The organism is Pedococcus sp. P2_D9 (genome assembly GCF_056404275.1).
On the sequence record NZ_JBFUEI010000001.1, the window covers coordinates 484593 to 507495 of the forward strand.

General features: G+C 70.5%; 22 protein-coding genes. 7 read left to right on the forward strand and 15 right to left on the reverse strand.

The window, feature by feature from the left end:
- Positions 1–62: 62 nt before the first annotated feature.
- Genes AC1DXJ_RS02295 through AC1DXJ_RS02315 form a run of 5 tightly spaced genes read right to left on the reverse strand, consistent with a single transcriptional unit; the run spans position 63 to position 3871 of the window.
- Positions 63–650 carry a hypothetical protein gene (locus AC1DXJ_RS02295; protein ID WP_477636273.1) on the reverse strand — a complete coding sequence of 196 codons (588 nt, stop codon included), beginning with the start codon at positions 648–650 and terminating at the stop codon, positions 63–65.
- Positions 650–1837 carry a glycosyltransferase family 4 protein gene (locus tag AC1DXJ_RS02300; RefSeq protein ID WP_477636274.1) on the reverse strand — a complete coding sequence of 396 codons (1188 nt, stop codon included), beginning with the start codon at positions 1835–1837 and terminating at the stop codon, positions 650–652. Before AC1DXJ_RS02300 ends, AC1DXJ_RS02295 begins: the two co-directional genes overlap by 1 nt.
- Positions 1834–2796, reverse strand: a complete 963-nt coding sequence (locus AC1DXJ_RS02305) for a phosphatidylinositol mannoside acyltransferase (RefSeq protein WP_477636275.1) — start codon at positions 2794–2796, stop codon at positions 1834–1836. Before AC1DXJ_RS02305 ends, AC1DXJ_RS02300 begins: the two co-directional genes overlap by 4 nt.
- 13 nt (positions 2797–2809) lie before the next feature.
- Positions 2810–3424 carry a phosphatidylinositol phosphate synthase gene (pgsA, locus tag AC1DXJ_RS02310; RefSeq protein WP_477613022.1) on the reverse strand — a complete coding sequence of 205 codons (615 nt, stop codon included), beginning with the start codon at positions 3422–3424 and terminating at the stop codon, positions 2810–2812.
- Positions 3425–3436: 12 nt separating this feature from the next.
- Complete coding sequence (locus tag AC1DXJ_RS02315; protein WP_477636276.1) at positions 3437–3871, reverse strand: thiol-disulfide oxidoreductase DCC family protein; 435 nt, start codon at positions 3869–3871, stop codon at positions 3437–3439.
- 47 nt (positions 3872–3918) lie between these two features.
- Here AC1DXJ_RS02315 and AC1DXJ_RS02320 point away from each other — a divergent pair, with 47 nt between their 5' ends.
- Complete coding sequence (locus AC1DXJ_RS02320; protein WP_477636277.1) at positions 3919–4407, forward strand: hypothetical protein; 489 nt, start codon at positions 3919–3921, stop codon at positions 4405–4407.
- Positions 4404–5324, forward strand: coding sequence for a hypothetical protein (locus AC1DXJ_RS02325; RefSeq protein WP_477636278.1), 921 nt, complete (start codon positions 4404–4406; stop codon positions 5322–5324). The genes AC1DXJ_RS02320 and AC1DXJ_RS02325 overlap by 4 nt, the downstream gene beginning before the upstream one ends.
- Here the strand turns inward: AC1DXJ_RS02325 and AC1DXJ_RS02330 are convergent.
- Together AC1DXJ_RS02330 and thrS are read right to left on the reverse strand one after the other, a co-directional pair.
- Entirely contained in the window at positions 5221–5790 is a 570-nt protein-coding gene (locus AC1DXJ_RS02330; protein WP_477613026.1) for an HIT family protein, read from the reverse strand. The genes AC1DXJ_RS02325 and AC1DXJ_RS02330 overlap by 104 nt on opposite strands.
- Positions 5791–5796: 6 nt before the next feature.
- Positions 5797–7782 (reverse strand): threonine--tRNA ligase, encoded by a 1986-nt coding sequence (gene thrS / locus AC1DXJ_RS02335; protein ID WP_477613027.1) that lies wholly within the window; start codon positions 7780–7782, stop codon positions 5797–5799.
- Positions 7783–7994: 212 nt separating this feature from the next.
- Here thrS and AC1DXJ_RS02340 point away from each other — a divergent pair, with 212 nt between their 5' ends.
- From AC1DXJ_RS02340 to AC1DXJ_RS02350, 3 genes are all read left to right on the forward strand, one after another.
- Positions 7995–8405, forward strand: a complete 411-nt coding sequence (locus tag AC1DXJ_RS02340) for a Fur family transcriptional regulator (protein ID WP_477613425.1) — start codon at positions 7995–7997, stop codon at positions 8403–8405.
- A 140-nt stretch (positions 8406–8545) separates the two neighbouring features.
- On the forward strand, positions 8546–10735 hold the full coding sequence (gene katG / locus AC1DXJ_RS02345) for a catalase/peroxidase HPI (protein WP_477636307.1): 2190 nt from the start codon (positions 8546–8548) through the stop codon (positions 10733–10735).
- Positions 10736–10739: 4 nt separating this feature from the next.
- Positions 10740–11270 (forward strand): GNAT family N-acetyltransferase, encoded by a 531-nt coding sequence (locus AC1DXJ_RS02350; protein WP_477636279.1) that lies wholly within the window; start codon positions 10740–10742, stop codon positions 11268–11270.
- 47 nt (positions 11271–11317) lie between these two features.
- Here AC1DXJ_RS02350 and AC1DXJ_RS02355 read toward each other — a convergent pair whose 3' ends face one another.
- The 4 genes from AC1DXJ_RS02355 to AC1DXJ_RS02370 all read right to left on the reverse strand — a co-directional run bounded on the left by AC1DXJ_RS02355 (position 11318) and on the right by AC1DXJ_RS02370 (position 16126).
- A complete protein-coding gene (locus AC1DXJ_RS02355) occupies positions 11318–12538 on the reverse strand; it encodes an FUSC family protein (protein WP_477636280.1) in 1221 nt (406 codons plus the stop codon).
- 66 nt (positions 12539–12604) lie between these two features.
- Positions 12605–13468: a MaoC family dehydratase gene (locus tag AC1DXJ_RS02360; protein ID WP_477636281.1), complete on the reverse strand. Its 864-nt coding sequence runs from the start codon at positions 13466–13468 to the stop codon at positions 12605–12607.
- 1 nt (position 13469) lies between these two features.
- Positions 13470–14813 carry a 3-oxoacyl-ACP reductase gene (locus AC1DXJ_RS02365; protein ID WP_477636282.1) on the reverse strand — a complete coding sequence of 448 codons (1344 nt, stop codon included), beginning with the start codon at positions 14811–14813 and terminating at the stop codon, positions 13470–13472.
- Entirely contained in the window at positions 14813–16126 is a 1314-nt protein-coding gene (locus tag AC1DXJ_RS02370) for an acetyl-CoA C-acetyltransferase (RefSeq protein ID WP_477636283.1), read from the reverse strand. Before AC1DXJ_RS02370 ends, AC1DXJ_RS02365 begins: the two co-directional genes overlap by 1 nt.
- 88 nt (positions 16127–16214) lie before the next feature.
- On the opposite strand from AC1DXJ_RS02370, the gene AC1DXJ_RS02375 reads away from it, so the two are divergent.
- Both AC1DXJ_RS02375 and AC1DXJ_RS02380 read left to right on the forward strand, forming a co-directional pair.
- Positions 16215–16919: a TetR family transcriptional regulator gene (locus AC1DXJ_RS02375; protein WP_477636284.1), complete on the forward strand. Its 705-nt coding sequence runs from the start codon at positions 16215–16217 to the stop codon at positions 16917–16919.
- On the forward strand, positions 16916–18904 hold the full coding sequence (locus AC1DXJ_RS02380; protein ID WP_477636285.1) for an acyl-CoA dehydrogenase family protein: 1989 nt from the start codon (positions 16916–16918) through the stop codon (positions 18902–18904). Before AC1DXJ_RS02375 ends, AC1DXJ_RS02380 begins: the two co-directional genes overlap by 4 nt.
- A 55-nt stretch (positions 18905–18959) precedes the next feature.
- Here AC1DXJ_RS02380 and AC1DXJ_RS02385 read toward each other — a convergent pair whose 3' ends face one another.
- The 4 genes from AC1DXJ_RS02385 to AC1DXJ_RS02400 all read right to left on the reverse strand — a co-directional run bounded on the left by AC1DXJ_RS02385 (position 18960) and on the right by AC1DXJ_RS02400 (position 22862).
- Positions 18960–19679 (reverse strand): VOC family protein, encoded by a 720-nt coding sequence (locus tag AC1DXJ_RS02385; RefSeq protein WP_477636286.1) that lies wholly within the window; start codon positions 19677–19679, stop codon positions 18960–18962.
- 68 nt (positions 19680–19747) lie between these two features.
- Positions 19748–20167, reverse strand: coding sequence for a VOC family protein (locus AC1DXJ_RS02390; protein ID WP_477636287.1), 420 nt, complete (start codon positions 20165–20167; stop codon positions 19748–19750).
- Complete coding sequence (locus AC1DXJ_RS02395; RefSeq protein ID WP_477636288.1) at positions 20167–21486, reverse strand: class I SAM-dependent methyltransferase; 1320 nt, start codon at positions 21484–21486, stop codon at positions 20167–20169. Before AC1DXJ_RS02395 ends, AC1DXJ_RS02390 begins: the two co-directional genes overlap by 1 nt.
- The gene (locus AC1DXJ_RS02400; protein ID WP_477636289.1) at positions 21483–22862 is read right to left on the reverse strand and encodes an FAD-binding oxidoreductase; all 1380 of its coding nucleotides are present in this window, start codon (positions 22860–22862) and stop codon (positions 21483–21485) included. The genes AC1DXJ_RS02395 and AC1DXJ_RS02400 overlap by 4 nt, the downstream gene beginning before the upstream one ends.
- Positions 22863–22903 lie beyond the last annotated feature (41 nt).

The window sequence follows — 22903 nt, forward strand, 5'->3', positions numbered from 1 at the left end:
AGCGCAGGGAACGCGCTTCGGCACCAATGTTAGTTGGTATGCCGCGGCGTCCCGACCGCGGCTCAGTCCCGCACGGCGGGTGGCAGCTCGTCGTCGAACTCGACGGTGCGGGGCAGGTCGGCGTGGCCGGCCAACCGGAACCAGCGGACCACCCACTTGCGGCGGACCCGCTGCACGTCGGTCACCGCGTCGTTCAGGAAGCGCCTGGCCAGCTGCACGCGCACGCCGGCTGCCTCGACCCGCTGCAGGCTGCTCGCCCCGAGGGCGTCGACGTGACCACCCCGGATGTCAGCCACCACGTCGGCCGTGAGCGCCGCCTGCAGCGCCTCGGTCAGGTCGCTCTCGAGCACCTCCCGTGCGCCGAAGCTCTGGCCGTCGAGGAGGTCCTCCTCGAGGGCACGCTCGTTGTGGGCCTCCAGGGACCCCGACGCGGCGCCCGCCAGCATCAGCGCGCTGGCCGGGTCGAGGGCTCCCGAGTTGGCCAGCTCCAGCGTCGCCTCGGCTCGGCGGACCAGCTGCGCGTCGAGGGCGGACAACGCACCCTCGGCGCGCGTGTGCAGCCGGTCGAGCCGGGCTGCGCTGTAAGAGAGGTACCAGGCGACGCCGAGCAGCACTGCGACGACCACGACGCCCCACGTCAGAGAGTCCATCAGGCCTCGCCTCCCCTGCGACCGCGGAGCAGCCGCGTCCACCGGGTGTCGGCGGCCGGGTCCGACCGCGCGTCCTCGGAGCCATGGGTGACCGTGTCGTAGACCGCCATGACGTCCTCGGCAACGACCGACCAGTCGAAGACCCAGGCCCGGCGGTGCCCGGCCTCCCCCAGCCGCGCGCGCTCCCCCGGATCGCCCAGCAGGCGCAGCAGCTGTCGGGCCAGGTCGGCACTGTCCTCGTTGGTGAAGGTCGCGCCGGCGTGTCCTCCGTCGAGGACCCGGACGAAGGCCGGCAGGTTGCTGGCCACCACGGGCGCCCCTGCACTCATCGCCTCGACGAGCACGATGCCGAAGCTCTCTCCCCCGGTGTGCGGGGCGACGTAGAGGTCGACGGACGACAGGAGCACGGCCTTGTCCTCGTCGCTGACCATGCCCAGGAAGTCGGTGGCAGCCGCCACGGACGGTTCGAGGCGTTCGCGAGCGGCTTGGACGTCACCCGGTCCCGCGACCAGAACTCGGGCTCCGGGATGCTTCGCCAGCACCGCGGGCATCGCCGCCGCCAGCACGGGCAACCCCTTGCGGGGCTCGTCGATCCGCCCGAGAAAGCCGATCGTGGGCGCCGACTCGGTGCCGGTCCACCTGGCAGCCGGCACGGCGTCGGCGAACCGCGCCACGTTGACGCCGTTGGGGATGACGACCGCGTCACCACCCAGGTGGGTCGTGACCGTGCGCCGGGCGTCCTCGGAGACGGCGATCCGCCCGTTGATCTTCTCCAGGCTCGGGCGCAGCAGCGGGTAAGCAGCCTGCATCGCCCGCGACCGCAGGTTGGAGGTGTGGAAGGTTGCCACGACCGGGCCCTCCGCCGACCACAGCGCGAGCAGGGCGATGCTGGGCGTCACCGGCTCGTGGATGTGCAACACATCGAAGTCGCCCGCCTCGAGCCAGCGCCCGACCCGCGAGGCGGTCAGCGGCCCGAAGTTCAGCCGGGCCACCGAGCCGTTGTAGCGCACGGGAACGGCTCGGCCCACCGACTCGACGTAGTCGGGCAGCGGGGTGTCCTCGTCGGCCGGGGCGAGGACCGAGGCGTGGTGCCCCTGCCCCAGGAAGTGCTCGGCCAGGTCGCGGACGTGGAACTGCACCCCGCCGGGCACGTCGAAGGAGTAGGGACACACGATGCCGATCCTCACGGCCAGCTCCCCTGCGCCTGGCCGGGTCGCGGTGACTGCTCGGGTCGCGGCTCGAGGTCCTCGAGGAACACCCGCTGGAGCATGTGCCAGTCGGCGGTGTGCTCCACGATCGCGGCGCCGAGCGCGTCGGCGCACTGCTGCGTCATCGCGACGGCCTTGGCCCGCGTCGTGCCGGTCGCCGGCACCTCGACCCGGTCGTGCCAGGTGATCACGATGCGGTGCTTCCAGCTCGACCCCTCGACTCGCTCGTAGTGGATCGAGACCGGGTGCAACGCCGCACCGGTGCCCAGCGACAGCGCCGCCGGACCTGCCGCCATCTTCGAACGGTGACCGCACAGGTCGACCTCGATGCCCCGGTCGGTCAGGTCGCGGTCGGCCAGCAGTGGCATGAGCACCGGCTTCGTCAGGTGCCCCCGCAGCTGTGCGAAGACGTCGCCCCCACCCGTGAGCGGCAGGATCGTCATGCCCAGCGACTCACGGAAGGCGAGGAACTCGGCATACACCTCCTCGGGCTCGAGCCGCTCGGCGACGGTGACGACGGGACCGATCTCCTTGGTGCCCCAGGCTCCGGCCAGGTCCCAGTTGCCGAGGTGGCCGAGGAAGCACACGACCGGTCGGCCCGCGGCGAGCTCGGCCCGCACGGGCCCGTCCCCCTCGACCCGCACCGACGCCGCGATCTGCTCCGGGGTGCGGTCGGGCAGCCGGAAGGCCTCGCAGTAGTACCGCAGGTACGAGCGCATCCCTTCGCGCACCAGTGCGTCCAGCTCCGCGCCGTCGAGCTCGGGGCGCACCCGCGCGTAGTTGCTCCTCAGGCGCTGCACGCCCTTGCCGCCACGAGCCACCGTCAGGTCGGCGATCTGCTCGAAGACCGTGTATGCCGTGCGCTCGGGCAGCCGACGCACAGTGCCCCACCCGAGGCGGTAGCCGCTGACGGCCAGGAGGTCGCCGAAGCCGGTCACGTCGCGTGGCCGCTCAGGAGGCTTCGACCAGGGCCTGCCGACGCACGAGCAGCATGCGCTGGAACACCGTGACGAGGCTGGCGACGGCGAGCAGGGCGAGTACGACGGCGAGGACGACCTCGGGCAGCCCCAGACCCACCAGTCCGGTCACCACGAGGACGGCGACCAACCGGTCGGCGCGCTCCGCGATCCCGACGTTCGCGGTGAAGCCCAGCCCCTCGGCCCGTGCCTTGGCGTAGGACACCACGCTGCCGAGGATGAGGCAGGCCAACGCCAGCCCGGCCATCAGGAAGTCGTCGCCGCTGCCGGCATACCAGAGCACGAGGCCCCCGAAGATGGCCGAGTCGCCCACGCGGTCGAGCGTGGAGTCGAGGTAGGCGCCCCACTTGCCGGAGCGGCCGGACATCCGCGCCATGACGCCGTCAACGGTGTCGGAGAAGACGAACAGGGTGATGACGATGGTGCCCCAGAAGAACTCGTGCCGGGGGTAGAAGGCCAGCGCACCGACGCAGACGCCGAGCGTGCCGACGATCGTCACGACGTCCGGGCTGATCCCCAGCTTGAGGAACAGTCGGGCGACCGGCGTGAAGATCTTCGTGAAGAGGGCGCGTGCGTACTTGTTGAGCATGGTGGGGTCAGCCTACTGAGACCGAGCCGCCGTCCCCGCAGAACCGCTGACGGACCCGTGTGTGGGCGCGCAGGCGGGAGTGCCTCCCGGCAGCGCGTAGCGGTGGTCGGCCACCCACGTGTAGACCCGACCAGCCAGCCGGCTGATGCCCGGCAGTGTGACGAGGTGGCCGAGTGGCCGCCACAACGGGGCTCCCTGCTTGAGGCCCTCTGCGATGGCGAGGTGGGCGGCCACGACAGTCCCGTCCGGGCGGACGAACTGGGCCGCCTCGATGCAGTCCTGCTCGGTGAGCCCGAACCGACCGAGGTCCACCTGCTGCCACGGCTGGACGTCGTAGCGGTCGCGACGGTCCACCCAGCGCGTGGCGAACCGCGCGCTGGTCGTGCAGAACCCGCAGTCGCCGTCGAAGATGAGCAGGCCCCGCTCGCTCCCCGTCACCATGTCCATGTCCTCAGTCTGTCACCCGCATGGGACCATGACCGCGTGAGGGGAGCATGAGGGGGCCGACCACCCGGCTCGGCCCGTATGCCGTGCTGTGGCGGCTGGCCGTGACCGCCGCCGTGGTGACGACGGTCTGTCTGGGGACCTGGGTGGGCAACGACAGCTGGTGGCCCTTCGCCCCCATGTCGCAGTACGCGTTCTCGGTGCGGAACGACGGGGTCATCAACTCGTTGACGTTGGATGCGTTGACCGTGGACGGCGAAGTGGTGCGGGTGCCGCTGTCCAAGGAGAAGATCGGTATCGAGCGCGCCGAGATCGAAGGACAGGCCCCCCGCATCATCGAGCGCCCCGAGCTCCTCCAGGACATCGCCGTGCTGCATGCGCGCCGGCTCCCGCGCGAGGCGGCCTACGTGGTCCTCTACCTGCGCAACACCTCAACCCAGATCGGCACGGGGGCTGCCACCGTCCGCACCCTGGCCACGTGGCAGGTCCGCCACCCGCTGCGTCCCCAGCCGAGCGGCATACCTGGTGGTGCGCCGTGAGCCGCCTGGAACACTCCCCGATGGAACGCCCTGCCGTCCAACGCTCCATCGTCGAGAAGTTCCTCGCGCCGGAGATCTTGCTCGCGCGCGTGGCGTGGCTGCGGCTCGCCGTCTACGCCTTCGTGTGGCTCGACGTGCTGTGGATCGTGACCGACCCCATCCCCCACGGCGACGTCCCGCCGAGCCTCTACCGCGGCCTCGAGGTGCGCTCGCTGCTGCACCTGCCCGCGCCGTCGCACACCTACGTCAGGGTGCTCCTGGCGGTGATCCTGGTCAGCTCCGCGGTCGCCTTCACGGGCCGGCTGCCCCGGCTGGCGGGATGGGTCTGCGCGGTCGGGATGGTCGACTGGGTGAGCAACGCCTTCGCCTACTCCAAGGTCGACCACGACCACTTCGCCCTCGTCGTCGCGCTGTTCGTGCTGCCGACGGTCGGGCGGGCCCGCCTGCGCGATGTCGACGTGAGGTCGCAGGCCGCAGGCTGGGCGATCCGCATGGTGCAGATCGGGGCCGTGTCGATCTACTTCCTCTCGGCCAGCGCCAAGATGCGTTTCGGCGGCAGGGGCTGGGCCAACGGAGCCACCCTGATCTGGGCGCTGACCCGACGGCCTAACGGCATCGGTCCCTGGGTGGGCGCCCATCCGACCCTCACGCACGCCCTGCAGTGGATCGTGCTCGTGGCCGAGTTCACTTCACCGGTCCTGTTGTGGCTCAGAGGAAAGGCGCTGTACGCCGCGCTCCTCTTCTGGGCGGGCTTCCACCTCAGCACCTACGTCATGCTGAAGATCCACTTCCTGCCGCTGGTGGTGTGCCTGCTCAGCTTCCTGCCGCTGGAGCGCCTGCCGCACCCGGCCACGCTGCGACGAGTCGTGAGCGCACGTCCTCGAGCAGCATCGGCAGCGCCTTCGTCTGTCCGATGACCGGCAGGAAGTTCGAGTCGCCACCCCACCTCGGCACGATGTGCTGGTGCAGGTGGGCCTGCACACCCGCACCGGCGACCGCCCCCTGGTTCATGCCGATGTTGTAGCCGTGCGGGCCGGAGGCAGTGTCGATGGCGGCAATGACCTGCTTGGTCAGCAACGCGAACTCCGTGGTCTCCTCGTCGGTCAGGTCGACGTAGAGCGAGGCGTGGCGGTAAGGGCACACGAGCACGTGGCCGGGGTTGTAGGGGAACAGGTTCATGACGACGTAGCAGCTCACGCCGCGGTGCACGATGAGGCCGGTCTGGTCGTCCTTGGCCGGGGCGACACAGAACGGGCAGCCGTCACCCGCGTCCTCGCTCGGCCGCTCCCCCGTGATGTAGGCGAGCCGGTGCGGTGTCCAGAGCCGTTCGAAGCCGTCCTGCACCCCGGCGAAGTCGGTGTCGGGCTCGAGCGCGTCGGTCATCGTCCGTCAGACCTGGACGCGGGCCTCGACCGCGGCGACGATCTCGGCGATCGCCTCGTCGACGGGCACCCCGTTCTTCTGCTCGCCGTTGCGGTAGCGGAACGACACCGCGCCGGCGCCGCGGTCCTCGTCCCCGGCGATCAGCACGAAGGGGACCTTGGACTTCGACGCGTTGCGGATCTTCTTGGGGAACCGGTCGTCGGAGTCGTCGATCTCGACCCGGATCCCCTTCCGGCGCAGCTGGTCCGCCACGTCGTGCAGGTAGGGCGAGAACTCGTCGGCCACCGGCACTCCGAGCACCTGCACGGGTGAGAGCCAGGGCGGGAACGCGCCCGCGTAGTGCTCCACGAGCACGCCGAGGAAGCGCTCGATGGACCCGAACTTCGCCGAGTGGATCATCACCGGCTGCTGCCGGGAGCCGTCGGCCGCCTGGTACTCCAGCCCGAACCGCTCCGGCTGGTTGAAGTCGTACTGGATGGTCGACATCTGCCAGGTGCGGCCGATCGCGTCGCGTGCCTGCACCGAGATCTTCGGGCCGTAGTAGGCCGCGCCACCCGGGTCGAGGACGAGCTCGAGGCCGGACTCGGTGGCGACGTCGCGCAGGACGTCGGTCGCGTGCTCCCACTGCTCGTCCGAGCCGATGAACTTGTCCTTCTTGTCGCCCTCGGTCTCGCGGGTGGACAGCTCGAGGTAGTAGTCGTCCATGCCGAAGTCGCGCAGCAGCGAGAGCACGAAGTTCAGCAGGTGCTTGATCTCGCCCGGTGCCTGCTCGGCGGTGACGTAGGAGTGCGAGTCGTCCTGGGTCATGCCACGCACGCGGGTCAGGCCGTGCACGACGCCGGACTTCTCGAACCGGTAGACCGACCCGAACTCGAACAGCCGCAACGGCAGCTCGCGGTAGGAGCGACCGCGCGAGCGGAAGATGAGGTTGTGCATGGGGCAGTTCATCGCCTTGAGGCGGTACTCGGTGCCCTCGAACTCCATCGGCGGGAACATGGTGTCCGCGTAGTAGGGCAGGTGCCCCGAGGTGTGGAACAGCCCGTCCTTGCTGATGTGGGGGGTGCCGACGTACTGGAAACCCTCCTCGATGTGCCTGCGGCGGACGTAGTCCTCCATCTCCCGCTTGATCACCCCGCCCTTGGGGTGGAAGACGGCCAGGCCAGACCCGAGCTCGTCGGGGAAGCTGAACAGGTCCTGCTCCGCCCCGATCTTGCGGTGGTCACGGCGCTCGGCCTCGGCAAGCCGGTCGAGGTAGGCCTTGAGCTCGTCCTTGGTGGGCCAGGCGGTGCCGTAGACGCGCTGCAGCTGGGGGTTCTTCTCGCTCCCCCGCCAGTAGGCGCCACCGCTGCGCATCAGCTTGAAGGCGTTGCCGAGCACCTTGGTCGAGGGCACGTGCGGGCCGCGGCACAGGTCGCCCCAGGCGCGTGAGCCGTCGCGCTTAAGGTTGTCGTAGATGGTCAGCTGCGCGCCCCCCACCTCGACGTCCGCACCCTCTGCCTGCTCGCCGGCCGCGCCACCCTTGAGACCGATGAGCTCGACCTTGTAGGGCTCGTCGGCGAGCTCGACGGCAGCGTCGGCGTCGCTGATCTCGCGGCGCACGAAGGTCTGGCCCTCGTTGACGATGCGCTGCATGACCTTCTCGAGCGCCTTGAGGTCGTCGGGCTGGAACGGCTCGGCCACGTCGAAGTCGTAGTAGAACCCGTCACGCACCGGCGGTCCGATGCCGAGCCTGGCCTTGGGGTTGAGCTCCTGGACGGCCTGGGCCAGGACGTGGGCGGCGCTGTGCCGCAGCACGTCCAGCCCGTCCTGCTCCTGCGCGGTCACGGGCTCGACGACGTCGCCCTCTGCGAGGGCGTGGGCGAGGTCGCGCAGCTCACCGTTGACCCGGGCCACGAGCACGGCGCGGTCACCCTCGAAGAGCTCAGCGGCAGTCGTCTGCTCCGGCACCGATCGCTCGCTTCCGGCGACGGTGACGGTGATCTCGGCAGACACGGTGCTCACTCCTGGGGTGGATGACTGGGTATGCCGCGTGCGGACGTCAGCACGCGGCATACCGATGCTATCGGCCGGGCGCGGGCACCCGCGCGGGAGTTGTTCCGCAGGCTGGGACAGCCGTCCCAGAATTCTTGACTCGTTCCAGAAACCGGGCCAGACTCCGGGACGTGACCCCACCGTCCGTCGTCCGCGCAGGCGACCTCCCGCAGATGCTGCGGGACGTGGGCCTGCGGGTGACGCGGCCCCGGGTGGCAGTCCTCGGTGCGGTGCACGCGCACCCCCACTCCGACACCGACTCGCTCATCGCCGCGGCGCGACGCGACGTGCCGGAGGTCTCCCACCAGGCGGTCTACGACTGCCTGCACGCCCTCACCCGCTCCGGCCTCGTGCGCCGCATCCAGCCGCCCGGCTCGGTGGCGAGGTACGAGTCCCGCGTGGGCGACAACCACCACCACGTCGTCTGCCGGTCCTGCGGCGCCATCGCCGACGTCGACTGCGCCGTCGGCGCAGCCCCCTGCCTTGCCCCGTCGGACGACCACGGCTTCACCATCGACGAGGCCGAGGTCGTCTACCGGGGCCTGTGCGCCACCTGTTCCAGCCCGCGCAATCCCAGCGCCTGAGCAACCCACAGCCCGAGCAACCCACAGCCTGACCACCCAACCGCCTGAACCCTCGACACCACGTCCGGAAGGAAGCAATGTCCGACAACGAAATCCATGGCGCAAGCCAGACCGGGGACCACGAGACCCAGCTCGCCGAGATGAACGAGAGCGAGCAGAAGTGCCCTGTCGTGCACGGACGGGCCCCCGAGCCCGTCCAGGGCGGCGGCAACCGGGGGTGGTGGCCCGAGCGCCTCAACCTCCGGATCCTGGCCAAGAACCCCGCCGTCGCGAACCCCTACGGCGAGGACTTCGACTACGCCCAGGCGTTCAGCTCCCTCGACCTCGCCGAGGTCAAGCGCGACATCGCCGAGCTCCTCACCACCTCCCAGGACTGGTGGCCGGCCGACTTCGGCCACTACGGCCCGCTCATGATCCGGATGGCCTGGCACAGCGCGGGCACCTACCGCGTGCAGGACGGCCGCGGCGGCGCCGGTGCTGGTCAGCAGCGGTTCGCGCCCCTCAACAGCTGGCCGGACAACGCCAACCTCGACAAGGCCCGCCGCCTGTTGTGGCCGGTGAAGAAGAAGTACGGCCGCAACCTGTCATGGGCCGACCTCATGGTGCTGGCCGGCAACGTCAGCCTCGAGTCCATGGGCTTCCAGACCTTCGGCTTCGCCGGTGGTCGCCCTGACGTCTGGGAGCCCGACGAGGACGTCTACTGGGGTCCGGAGACCGAGTGGCTCGGGGACGAGCGCTACACCGGTGACCGCGAGCTGGAGAGCCCGCTCGCCGCCGTCCAGATGGGCCTGATCTACGTCAACCCGGAGGGCCCGAACGCGGACCCCGACCCCCTCGCGTCGGCCCGCGACATCCGCGAGACGTTCAAGCGGATGGCGATGAACGACGAAGAGACCGTCGCCCTCATCGCCGGCGGCCACACCTTCGGCAAGACCCACGGTGCGGCCGACCCCGAGGCACACGTCTCCGACGAGCCGGAGGGCGCAGGACTCGAGCAGATGGGCCTGGGCTGGAAGAACAGCTTCGGCACCGGCGCGGGCCCCGACGCCATCACCAGTGGTATCGAGGTCACCTGGACGATGACCCCGACGCAGTGGGACAACAACTTCTTCGAGAACCTGTTCGGTTTCGAGTGGGAGCTCACCAAGAGTCCCGCAGGCGCCAACCAGTGGAAGCCCAAGGACGGCGCCGGTGAGGGCACGACGCCCCACGCCCACGACTCGTCCAGGCGCATCGCGCCCAACATGCTCACCACCGACCTTGCCCTGCGCGTCGACCCCGTCTACGAGCAGATCTCGCGCCGCTTCCTCGAGAACCCGCAGGAGTTCGCCGACGCCTTCGCCCGTGCGTGGTTCAAGCTGACGCACCGCGACATGGGCCCACTGGCCCGCTACCTCGGTCCCGAGGTGCCCAGCGAGGTCCTGCTGTGGCAGGACCCGCTCCCGGCGCAGACCGGTGAGGTGGTGACGGCTGAGGACGTGACCGAGCTCAAGCGGCTCGTGGCCGAGACAGGGCTCAGCGTGACCCAGCTGGTGTCCACGGCGTGGGCTGCGGCGTCCTCCTTCCGTGGCAGCGACAAGCGCGGCGGCGCCAACGGTGCCCGCATCCGGCTCGCCCCGCAGAACGGCTGGGAGGTCAACAACCCCGCAGAGCTCGCGACCGTGCTGCGCACGCTCGAGGGTGTCCAGGAGTCGTTCAACTCGCGTGGCGGGCGCCAGGTCTCGCTCGCCGACCTCATCGTGCTCGCGGGCGGCGTCGGCGTCGAGCAGGCTGCGCAGGCAGCGGGTCACACGGTCGAGGTGCCGTTCACGCCGGGTCGGGTCGATGCGACCCAGGAGCAGACCGACGTCGAGTCCTTCGCCTACCTCGAGCCCCGAGCCGACGGCTTCCGCAACTACGCCGGCAAGGGCTCACGGCTGGGCGCCGAGTACCAGCTCGTCGACCGCGCCAACCTGCTCACCCTGAGCGCCCCGGAGATGACCGTCCTCGTCGGCGGCCTGCGCGTCCTCGGGGCGAACTACGACGGCTCGCGGCACGGCGTCCTGACCGAGGCCCCCGGCACGCTGACGAACGACTTCTTCGTCAACCTGCTGGACCTCGGCACCCAGTGGAGCTCGACGTCGGAGGACGCCTCGACGTTCGAGGGTCGGGACGCGTCGGGCGAGGTCCGCTGGACGGGCACCCGGGCAGACCTGGTGTTCGGATCCAACTCCGAGCTGCGTGCCCTCGCCGAGGTCTACGCCAGCGACGACGCGGGAGACCGCTTCGTGCAGGAGTTCGTGGCGGCCTGGGCCAAGGTCATGGACCTCGACCGGTTCGACGTCGCCTGAGGCCATGACAGTGCCAGCAGCGCCTCGACCACAGCCTGGTTCCGAGGCGCTGCTGGTCGGCCCGGTGCCGTTCGCGGACCTGCGGGTCCAGCGCCTCGTCGACGAGGTGCAGGCTCACTACGTCGTCATCTACGGCGGACCCGACGACTCACCGGTCGACCCCTCCGAGTTCGAACCGCCACAGGGGCTGTTCGCGCTTGGCACCCTGGACGGAAACGGCGTCGCGATGGGTGGCTGGCGTCGCCGACCGGACCTGGCGAAGCTGTTCGACGGTGCCGCCGTGGCGGAGATCAAGCGGATGTACGTCGCTCCGTCGGGTCGGCGTCGAGGCTTCGCTCGCCGGGTGCTCGCCTTCCTCGAGGACACGGCTCGCCAGTCCGGGACGGACGTGCTCGTCCTGGAGACGGGGACCATGCAGCCCGACGCCATAGCGCTCTACGAGGCCAGTGGCTACGAGCCGACGGTGCGCTTCGGGCACTACGCCGACTCGGACCTGGCCCGGTACTTCGCCAAGCGACTGGCCCCGGCCGACTAGGTCACCGTTGGGGTCAGCGTGTGCTCACCGGCGGGTCTGCGTCTGGGTCACAGCCCGACGATCCGGCGTGGAGGCTTCCGGATGGGTCCGCTGTCGGTCGGCATCACGGCCTGGTGGCTTCGTACCTCGAGCTCGCGGATGAGCCGTTGCGCGTCGAGGAGCATGGCGCCGTAGGCGGGCCACGCCTCGGGGTTCTCGAGCTCGCTGGTGCGGACCTCGTTGCCCAGTCGGGCGAGGATCTCCTCCGCGGAGCGCAGGTAGGTGGCGACAGCCTCCCGCTCCGCGTCCTCGGGCAGTCCGAAGTGGCCGATCGCACCGGCGATCTCGTCCAGGGCCTCGGCATAGCTCTCGAGGAAGCGCTGGCTGGGTGCCGGCTGGCTCTCCTCCTCGTCCGCGGCGTCCACGAGCGTCCGGGCGATCCCGGACAGCTGCCACTGACTGCGCCGGATCGCTTCCACGGTGTGGGAGTAGCCGACCCAGTCGACCTCCAGCCCGTGCAGGTTGTCACGGGGGTTGAACTTCGTACTCTCCCGCCCGGTCTCGATCTCGCTCTGGATGCGGGGCGCCAGCTGGATGATGTCGGTGCTGGTGTCGTACCACTGGTGCGCCATGTCGCTGTCCCAGCCGTCTCGCAGTCCCGCGGCGATGTCGTTGAGCAGCTGGCAGACCCGGCCGGTGAGCGCGCGGATCTGCTCCCGCGGCTGCTGGATGTGCAGAGGGGCCAGGACGATCGCGTTGGTGAGCACGCCGATGACACCACCGGCCAGGGTCTCGACGATCGTGAGGTACGTGAACTCCACATCGGTCCCGCCGACGGTCAGCAGGGACAGCAGCACCATCGTCGGGACCTGGATCCCGTGGTCCCCGAGGCGACGCCACCGAGCGATGAGCAGCCCCAGGTAGAGGACGGGCAGCATCGTCCACCAGTGCACGCCGACCAGCGATCCCACGAGCCACGCGGCACTCATCCCCACGACGACCGCCAGGACTCTCTGACCACTCGCCCACAGGGACCGGAAGATCGTCCGGTCGACGACGAGCAGCGCCGCCATGGGCGCGTAGAACGGTGACGGGCTGTGCAGCACTCGCACCGCGAACTGCCAGGCGAGCACCGTCGCCAGAGCGGCCTTGGCCATCAGCAGGGCCGTGTCACGCTCAGGGCCGGCATGCCGCACGGCCTCGCGTCCGGCTCGGACCCACCCAGCCGCGTCCTCGCGAACCGTGTACAGCCACGACGCCGGCGGCCGCCGGTCGGCGGGAGTCTCCATCCTCCGACACTAGAGGGGACGTCAACGCATGACGAACCGGGCCGACCGCTCCCGCCCGATCGCCCCTCAGCGCGCGTGGTGGCCCGACGCGAACGACATCATCAGGTGTGTGGTCGACGGGTCGCGGGTCGAGCGCAGCCCGGCGACGACGGTGGCGCCGGCATCATCGACGACGACCTCGACCGTGCTCGGCAGCAGCACCGGCTTGGCGAACCAGACGTGCGTCGTCGAGGGCTCGGTCGACCGCTGCCCGAGGACCGCCAGGGTGCGGGCCGCAGTCCACATGCCGTGCGCGATGGCTCGGGGAAAGCCCATCGCCTTGGCGCTCAAGGCGTGCAGGTGGATCGGGTTCACGTCGCCGGACACCGCGGCATACGCCCGCCCCTGTCCCTCGGGGACGCGGATGACGCCAGCGGGCCCACCCTGCGGCAGGCTCGGCGCGTCCTGTGCCCGCGGCGCGGACACGTCGCCGCTGCCGCGCCGGAGGTAGGTGCTTCGACCGTCCCAGACTCGCACGCCCTCGACGTCCACCTCGGTGACCAGGTCCACCAGGCGCCCCTTGGGGTGCGGTCGCAGGCATTCGGCGTGCACAGAGATGGTCAGGGGGTCGTCTGCCGTGAGGCGCCGGTGGAGCGTGATCTGGTTCTCGAGGTGCACCAGACCCGGCAGTGGCAGGGGGAAGGACCGATCTGCCATCAGCGCGACCTGGAGCGGGAAGCCCAGCACGTGCGGATAGGTGTGCGGCAGGACGTCGCCTCCGGTGAACCCGCACACCTTGTCGTAGGCGAGGAGGTGGTCGCGGTCCACCACCACTCCCTCCCGGCGCCAGACCGTGTCGGGCAGCTCACCGCCCCGACCTCGTTGGGTGAGCGCCGCTTTGGCGAACAGTGGTGCCAGTGAAGGGGCTTCGGTCAATGTCCGGACGGTCATGTCAGGCGCCCAGCAGGCTCTGGCCACAGACCCTGACGACGTTGCCGGTGACCCCGGCGTTGGCGTCCTGGCTGAACCAGGCGATCGTCTCGGCAACGTCCACCGGCAGCCCACCCTGGCTGAGCGAGTTGAGCAACCGCCCCACCTCGCGCGTCGCGAACGGCACCTTGGCCGTCATCTCCGTCTCGATGAAGCCCGGCGCCACCGCGTTGACCGTGATGCCCCGCGCCCGAAGCGCCTCGTCCGCAGACATCGCGTCGACGAGTCCGATCACTCCTGCCTTCGAGGCTCCGTAGTTCGTCTGCCCGCGGTTCCCGGCGATGCCGGCGATGGACGACACCAGCACGACATGGCCACCATCGCGTACGCCGCCGTCCCCGAGGAGGACCTCGTTCATCCGCAGGATCGAACCGAGGTTGACGTCGAGCACCGAGGCCCAGCGCGCCTCGTCCATGTTGGCGAGCAGCTTGTCACGGGTGATGCCGGCGTTGTGCACGACGATGTCGAGGCCGCCGTGCCGGCGAGTGGCGTGGTCGAGGATCCGCTGCCCCGCGTCAGCGACGGTCACGTCGAGCTGGAGGGCGGTGCCCCCGACCCGGTTGGCGGTCCTGGCCAGCGAGTCCCCCGCACCCGGGATGTCGATGCAGACCACGGTCGCGCCGTCCCGCGCAAGCACGTCGGCGATGGACGCACCGATCCCCCGGGCCGCACCGGTGACCACGGCCACCTTGCCCGCCAGCGGCTTCGCCCAGTCCTCAGGTTCCTTGGGCGCGCCGCCACCGACTCGAACGACCTGACCGTCGACGTATGCCGCTCGGCCGGACAGCAGGAACCGCACCGCTGCGTCGACGTTGGCGTCCGACCCCCCGTCGACGAGGACGAGGTTGGCGGTCGCTCCGGCCCGCAGCTCCTTGCCGATCGAGCGCGTGATCCCTTCGAGCGCTCGTCGCGTGGCGGCCTCGGCGAAAGTGCCGGCGCCGTGGGGGTCCCGACCCACGACGATGACCCGGCCGCTCGGCTGGACACCCTTGAGCGCCGGGCCCACGAGAGCCCGCAGCACCTCGAGGTCGGCGGGCTCCCGGGCCTCGGTCAGGTCGGCGACGACAGCCGCGACACGGCCGCCGGACGGCAGCTCGTCCACGGCGTCGACCCCCTCGAGCTTGAGCAGGTCGCGGACTCGCGCCGCCACTGGTGCGGCGCCCAGGCCGCCGACGAGGACGGGGCCGTCGATGAGTGGCGCTCCCACGGCATACCTGCGCAGTCGTGCGGGGCGGGGCAGGCCGAGCTGAGCCGCCAGCCTCGTGCCGACGCGGCTGTTGACGATGCCGGCGTAGGTGCCGGCCATCAGGCGGCCTCGAGGATCGCCATGACGCCCTGACCACCGGCGGCGCAGACCGAGATCAGGCCGCGCGCGCCGGGTCCCCGCTCGTGCAACATCTTGGCGAGCGAGGCGACGATGCGTCCGCCGGTCGCGGCGAAGGGGTGTCCAGCGGCAAGGGAGGAGCCGTTGACGTTGAGCTTCGTGCGGTCCAGGGCCCCGATCGGCGCGTCCAGCCCCAGCCGGTCGCGGCAGAACTCCTCGCTCTCCCAGGCCGCCAGGGTCGTGAGCACGGTCGCGGCGAAGGCCTCATGGATCTCGACCAGGTCGAAGTCCTGAATCTTCATCCCCTGACGCTCGAGCAGGTGCGGCAGCGCGTAGGCCGGGGCCATCAACAGTCCCTCGTTGCCGGTGACGTAGTCGACGGCTGCGGTCTGTGCGTCCACCAGGTGCGCGAGGACGGGGAGCCCGTGCTCTGAAGCCCACTCGTCGGAGCCGAGCAGCACGGCGGAGGCTCCGTCCGTGAGCGGCGTCGAGTTGCCCGCCGTCATGGTCGCGCCCTCCCCCTTGCCGAAGACCGGAGTGAGCTTGGCGAGCTTTTCGACGGTGGAGTCGGCGCGCAGGTTCTGGTCGCGCGTCAGCCCGAGGAACGGCGTCACGAGGTCGTCGAAGAAGCCGCGTTCGTAGGCCGCGGCAAGGTTCTGGTGCGACGCCGCGGCGATCTCGTCCTGCGCCTTGCGGGTGATCCCCCACTGCTTGGCAGTCTGTGCCATGTGCTCACCCATGGACAGCCCGGTGCGCGGCTCGACGTTCCGCGGGATCTCGGGGACCAGCTGGCCGGGGCGCAGGCCTGTCAGGGCTTTGACCCGCTGCCCGGGCGTCTTGGCGCGGTTGAGGGTCAGCAGCGTCTCGCGCAGCCCCTCGTTGACGGCGATGGGCGCATCGGACGCCGTGTCGGTGCCGCCCGCGATGCCCGAGTCGATCTGGCCGAGGGCGATCTTGTTGGCCACCAGGATCGCCGCCTCGAGGCCGGTGCCACAGGCCTGCTGCACGTCGTAGGCCGGCGTCCGGGCCGACAGGCTGGACCCAAGGACGGACTCGCGGGTGAGGTTGAAGTCGCGCGAGTGCTTGAGCACGGCGCCGGCAGCGACCTCGCCCACCCGCTCCCCCGCAAGCCCGTGCCTGGCCACCAGACCCTCGATGGCTGCGGTCAGCATGTCCTGGTTGGTGGCCTTGGCATAGGCGGCGTTCTGCCGCGCGAAGGGGATGCGGTTGCCGCCGATGACGGCAGCGCGGCGGGGCTGGCCGACCGAGCGGGCGGGCTTTGACGAGGGGGCCACGAGTACTCCTGAGGTGGGTCCGACTGTGGGACAGGTAACTGATACGGACAGTAGCAGGTACGCCCAGTACCTGCTACTGTCACGACCTGTGACCACGCCCACGGACGCCTCGACGCCGAGCCCCGACGGCCGCAACACCCGGTGGAACCAGCACCGGGCGATCCGTCGGCGCGAGCTCGTCGACGCCACGCTGCGCGCGATCCGCCAGCACGGCGCCGGGGTCGGGATGGACGACATCGCAGCTGTCGCCGGCACCTCCAAGACCGTGATCTACCGCCACTTCACGGACCGGCAGGGCTTGTATGCCGCAGTCTGCGAGAGCGTCGACGCGCTGATCCTGCGCAACCTCGCCCTGGCTCGCGACGTCGAGGGCGGCGTCACCGCTGGCGATCTCACCACCGTGGAGCTCTCCCCCCGCGCCCTGGTCGCTGGAGCGGTCGATGCCTACCTCACCCTCGTCGAGAAGGATCCCGAGGTCTACCGGTTCGTCGTCACCGCACCCCTGCTGGACAAGCCGTCAGGCGACCCGGCGGCGATGGTGACCGACCACATCGCCGCGCAGATGACCGAGGTCATCGCCGAGGCCCTGGACCGCGCCGGACGCAGCAGCGCACCCGCTCCCGTCTGGGGCGCCGGGTTGGTCGGCATGGTGCGTGCCGCCGCCGACCGCTGGCTCACCGACTCGGCAATGAGCCGCCGGGAGCTCACCGAACACCTGACCGACCTTGCCTGGGGCGGCTTGTCCGCGGCCTGGCCAGCCGACCCCGCGCCCGACACGCAGGAGGACTCATGACCACGCTCGCCAATGCACTGCAGAGGACCCTCGACGGTCGGTGGGCGGCGATCCGCGAGGAGGCCCGAACGGACCTCGACCCCGAGCGTTTCGCTCCACCGACCGAGCCCCTGGACCTGGAGTCCTACCGCGCCAGGATCGCCGAGCAGGTGCAGGCCCTGGCCGCCACCGGGCACGCCAAGCGCGGCTTCCCGACCTCGATGGGCGGCAACGGCGACCTCGGCGGATCGGTCACGGCGTTCGAGCTGCTGGGCCATGCCGACCTGTCGCTGATGGTCAAGGCGGGCGTGCACTGGGGCCTGTTCGGCGGCGCGGTGGCGAACCTCGGCACGCAGCGGCACCACACGGCATACCTGCCGTCGATCATCGACGCGACGCTGCCGGGGTGCTTCGCGATGACGGAGACGGGACACGGCTCCGACGTGCAGTCGCTCGGCACCACGGCGACCTACGACCCCGACACCGACGAGCTCGTCGTCCACACGCCGGACCTGCGCTCCCGCAAGGACTACATCGGCGGCGCCGCCCGCGACGGACGGATGGCCGCAGTCTTCGCCCAGCTGGTCACCGGCGGCGAGAGCCACGGCGTCCACTGCGTGCTCGTGCCCATCCGGGACGACTCCGGAGCAGCGATGCCCGGGGTGACCATCGGCGACTGCGGCGCCAAGGAGGGACTCCCCGGTGTCGACAACGGCCGGCTCACCTTCGACCAGGTCCGGGTGCCTCGGACCAACCTGCTCAACCGCTATGGCGACATCGACGAGCACGGCACCTACACCTCCCCCATCGAGAACCAGACCCGCAGGTTCTTCACGATGCTCGGCACCCTGGTGCGCGGGCGGATCAGCGTGGCGGGCGGTGCGGGTGCGGCGACCCGCAGTGCGCTCACCCTGGCGATCACGTATGCCGGTCACCGGCGCCAGTTCGCCCCTCCCGGCGGCGACGGCGAGGTGATCCTGCTCGACTACCGGGTGCACCAGCGCAAGCTGCTCCCGGCGCTGGCCAAGTCCTACGCCCTGGCTGTCGCGCAGAACGACCTGGTGTCGCTCATGCACGACGTGCTGACCTCCGGTGAGGCCCCCGACGAGCACCAGCAACGCGAGCTCGAGGCCCGGGCGGCCGGCATCAAGGCCGTCGCCACGGCCCACGCGACAGCGACGATCCAGACCTGCAGAGAGGCGTGCGGAGGCGCCGGCTACCTTGCCGTCAACCGGCTCCCGGCGCTCAAGGCCGACACCGACGTGTTCACCACGTTCGAGGGTGACAACACGGTGCTGCTCCAGCTGGTGGCCAAGGGCCTGCTCACCGACTACCGCGACGCCTTCGGCGACCTCGACACGTTCGGCATGGTCAGGTTCGGCGCCCGGCAGTTTGCCGGGGCCGTCATCGAGCGGACGTCGGCCCGAGGCCTCATCCAGCGCCTCATCGCCACCGCACCCGGCCGCGACAGCGAGAAGGGGCCGACCGACCGCGGCTGGCAGCTCGACCTGTTCGAGGACCGGGAGAAGCACCTGCTGGAGACGCTGGCCCTGCGGCTGCGCAAGGCCGGCAAGCCGGGGGCGGACCTGTTCGACGTCTTCAACCAGGCCCAGGACCACGTCATCGAGGCGGCCCGCGCCCACGTCGAGCGGACCATCCTCGAGTCGTTCGTCGCGGCGATCGACGCCTGTGACGACCCCGCGGCCGCCCAGACGCTGGATCGGGTGTGCGACCTCTATGCCCTCAGCACCATCGAGGCCGACAAGGGCTGGTTCCTCGAGYACGGGCGCATCACGCCGGCGCGCAGCAAGCAGGTCACGGCAGCCGTCAACGACCTCTGCGCAGCCCTGCGACCGCACGCGCAGGAGCTCGTGGACGCGTTCGGCATCCCGCGCGCGTGGCTGGGCACCGAGCTGCTGTCACCGCTGGCCGAGGACGGGAACCAGACCCCGACGACGGCTCCCTCCGCCACGGAGGCGGTGCAGACGGCGGAGGTCGGCAGCTGAGCCACAGGCCAGCCGTCCGAGGACGCCACAGCCTCGGCTGACGGCTGGGCGGTCCTCACGACCGCGCTGGAAGCACGCAGAACTCGTTGCCGGACGGGTCGGTGTAGGAGCGCCACGGGAGCTCGCCCCAGTTCGTGTGGAGCAGGTCGCCGCCGCGCTCGGCGATGGCTGCCCCGACCTCGTCGGGGTCCTCTCCCGCTTCCAGCCGGACGTCGAGGTGAAGCCTGTTCTTGGCCGTCCCCTTGGGGGCACCCTCAGGGCACAGCTCCAGGAGGGGGCCGCGCAGCGACGGGTGGCGCAGGGACCGTGGCGCGACACCGACCACTTCGGTCCAGCCGGTCAGCCAGGACCAGAACTGCGCGTCCCGGTCGGGGTCGGCGGAGTCGAGCGGGAGTGCCGCGATGGGTCCGGTGTCGGTGTAGGCCGCCCGCTCCTCCATGACGCAGCAGGGATTGCCCTCCGGGTCGGCGAGCACCACCCAGGGCACGTCGCGCTGACCGATGTCGAGGTGTCGAGCGCCCAGCCCGAGCAACCGCTCGACCTGCCGGGCCTGGCGAGTCCCACCCAGGAGGTCCAGGTGGAGTCTCAGCGGTTCGGAGGGTTGCTCGGGCACGCGTTGGAAGCAGAGGTCGAGCACCGGGCCACCCTCGATGGTGAGTCGCGTCTCGTAACCTTCAGGCTCGTCGGTCAGCCTCTCGCCGCCCACGACCGCCTCCCAGAACTGCCCCAGCCGTTGGGGATCGATGGCGTCGAAGACGAGGTTCTCCAGGTACATGCTCCTACCGTAGAGCCCGCAGCCGACGCCGATGCGGCACGTGCGGCGTCACGCGCAGCACGTGGCCTTCAGCCGCGCAGCAGCGTGCGGCCGTCGTCGGTGACCGTCCAGAACGGGTTGTGCGCGACCTCCCACGGGTGCCCGTCGGGGTCCACGAAGACTCCCGAGTAGCCACCCCAGAACGTCTCGGCGCCCGGACGCCCGATGACCGCGCCTGCGGCGGCTGCGTCACTGAGCACCTCGTCGACCTCGTCCGCGCTGCGGACGTTGAGCGCGAGCGTCACACCGCCCCATCCACCGCCGTCCTCCACCGCTGAGTCCTCGGCGAGGGCGCCGCGGTCCCAGAGGGCCACGACCAGTCCGCCGCACTGGAAGAAGACCACCTCGGTGTCGTCGTTGCCCCGCTCCCACCCGAGGTCTGTGTAGAAGCGCTCGGCCCGCTCGAGGTCTCCGACTCCGAGGGTGACGAGAGAGAGCCGTTGCTCCACTAGGCGTTCCACCAGGGTCGCAGCGGCAGTCCCGCTCCCCCACGGTCGTCGAGCTTGACGGCGAGGACCTGGTGGAGCTGGACGATGTTGCGCTCGAATCCCACCCTCGACCCAGCCATGTAGAGACCCCAGACCCGCGCCGTGGACTCCCCGACCTCCTCGACGCAGGCGTCCCAGTTGTCGCGGAGGTTGGCGCACCAGCCGGCCAGCGTGCGCGCGTAGTGCTCCCGGAGGTTCTCCTCGTGGCGCACCTCCAGACCGGCGTCCTGCGCTGCCGCGATGATCGTCCCCGAACCGGTGAGCTCCCCGTCGGGGAAGACATAGCGGTCGATGAAGGCTCCCGTCGACATCCGCCGGTTCAGGGGTCGCGTGATGCTGTGGTTGAGCAGCAGGCCACCGTCGCGCAGCCGCCCCTTGATGAAGTCGAAGTAGGCCGGGTAGTTGCGCACCCCGATGTGCTCGGTCAGCCCGATGGACGACACGGCGTCGAACCCGGTCTCGGTCACGTCGCGGTAGTCGCTGTGGCGCACCTCGGCCAGGTCCTGCAGACCCTCACGACGGATCGCCTCCTGCGCCCAGGACGCCTGCTCTGCCGACAGGGTCGCCCCGATGACGCGCACTCCCCGCCGCGCGGCATACCGGACCATGCCTCCCCAGCCGCAGCCGATGTCGAGGAGTCGGTCACCCTCGGCGAGCCGCAGCTTGTCGAAGACGAGGCGGTACTTGTTCTCCTGCGCCTCCTCGAGGGTGGCCCCGTCATGGGGGTAACAGGCGCACGTGTAGGTCATCGACGGGCCGAGGACGTACTCGTAGAAGGTGTTGGACACGTCGTAGTGGTGATGGATCGCCTCGGCGTCGCGGGTCTTGCTGTGCCGCAGGCCCTCGGCCACGCGGCGCCAGCGTGGCAGCGCCTCCTGCGGGGGCGGCGGCGGAGGCTTGAGCAGCTCGACGCCGAGCGAGCGGGCAATGGCCGCAGCGGTCTTGGGCGGGGGCATCCTGAAGTGGAGGTCACCCATCGCGTTGAGCAGCTCGTAGGGGTCGCCCGGGTGGACGCCCACGAGGTCGAGGTCGCCCGCGACGTAGGCCCGGGCCATGCCCAGGTCGCCAGGCGCGGTCGCGAGGTAGCTCGCCCCCCGCGGGGTCTTGAGGTCGAGCCCGTATGCCGCGTTGGCCGGGCCGGTGGCCGACCCGTCGAAGGCCGTGAAGCGCAACGGCACCCCGTCCGCGGACACCGCGTCGAGGATCTGCGCCATCGACAGTCGCTGGGGAGGCTGCGACCCCTGGTGGGAGTCGGACCGGTTCGTCCTGAGGATCGTCACTTGCGTTGCACCGCCTTGGAGTAGAGATCGAGCAGTCGTGCGTCAGGGTCGTAGCGTCGCTTGAGAGCGGCGTACGTGTCGCCCCCGTAGAGCCTCCAGAACTGAGTCTCCTCGTAGTAGGCGTCGGAATACAGGGACTTGTGGCCATCGAGGGCGGTGACTTGCTCCTCGATGAGGCGGTTGGCGGCACCCTCCGCCCCGTCGGGGTCTCGTGGGACGCTGGACCAGAAGCCGACGTTGACATAGGTCTCGCCCGGCCGGAGGGGGTAGAGCGGCCAGGATCCCTTGCTGCGCACCGGGCACAGCCAGATCGGCTCGATCGGGATCTCGCGCAGGAACCAGTGGACGAACTCGGCGGTTCGGCCCAGGGGCACCTCGATGTCCTGGACCACCCGCTCGCGTGGCGGTTGTCCCTTGCGCGCCTCCAGCCGGTCCGCGATGTCGTGGCGGTGGTCGAGCGCGATGAGCTTCCAGTAGAACGAGCTGCGGCGATAGCGGCGCGGCCAGAGTCGGCGCAGGCGGGGGTTCTGGGCCCCGAACGCCCGGCTGCACCAGAACCAGTCGGTGTCCCACCGCCAGAGGTAGTCGTGGATGGTCAGCCGGTCGACCTTGGGCTCGGGCGAGTCGTGCTGGATGGAGCGGTAGTAGATCTGCTGGCCGGTGTAGTCGCTGACCGGCCCGGGCTGGGCGGTCCTGGTGCCCAGCGTGAGGTAGGACTCCGTGGCGGAGAACACGACGCCGTCGAGGTAGTCCACCCGAACCCCTTGGTGCTCAGCCGTGTCGCTGATCGTGCCCAACGCGCTGACCATGGACTCCACGTCGTGGAACCGCAGGTGCCGCAGGGCCACGAAGGGCTCCACGGGCTCGAGGGCGATCCGCAGACGGGTGGCGTAGCCGAGGGTGCCGTAGGAGTTGGGGAACCCGTGGAAGAGGTCGGCGTGCTCCCCCTCGGGCCGCGCGCTGACGATCTCGCCGGAGCCGGTGAGGATGTCCATCTCCAGCACCGACTCGTGGGGCAGGCCGCTGCGGAAGGAGGTCGACTCGATGCCCAACCCGGTGACCGCGCCGCCGAGCGTGATCGTCTTGAGCTGTGGCACGACCAGTGGCGCGAGACCGTGAGGCAGCGTCGCGTCGACCAGGTGCTCGTAGGTGCACATGCCCTGCACGTCCGCCGTGCGGGCCTGTACGTCGACCGCGATCACACCCCCGAGTCCCGACACGTCCAGCCCTGGTGCCTGCGAGGCGTCCCTCGCCCGGAACAGGTTGGACGTCTTCTTGGCCAGCCTGACCGGCGCATCCGCGGGGATGGCGCGATAGCTCGCCGCGAGTCGTTGGACAGCGCGCTCGTGTGTCCCCGTATCCAGCAGCCCCAGCACGATTCGACCTTATGCCGCGACACCGACCGGCGTCACGTACC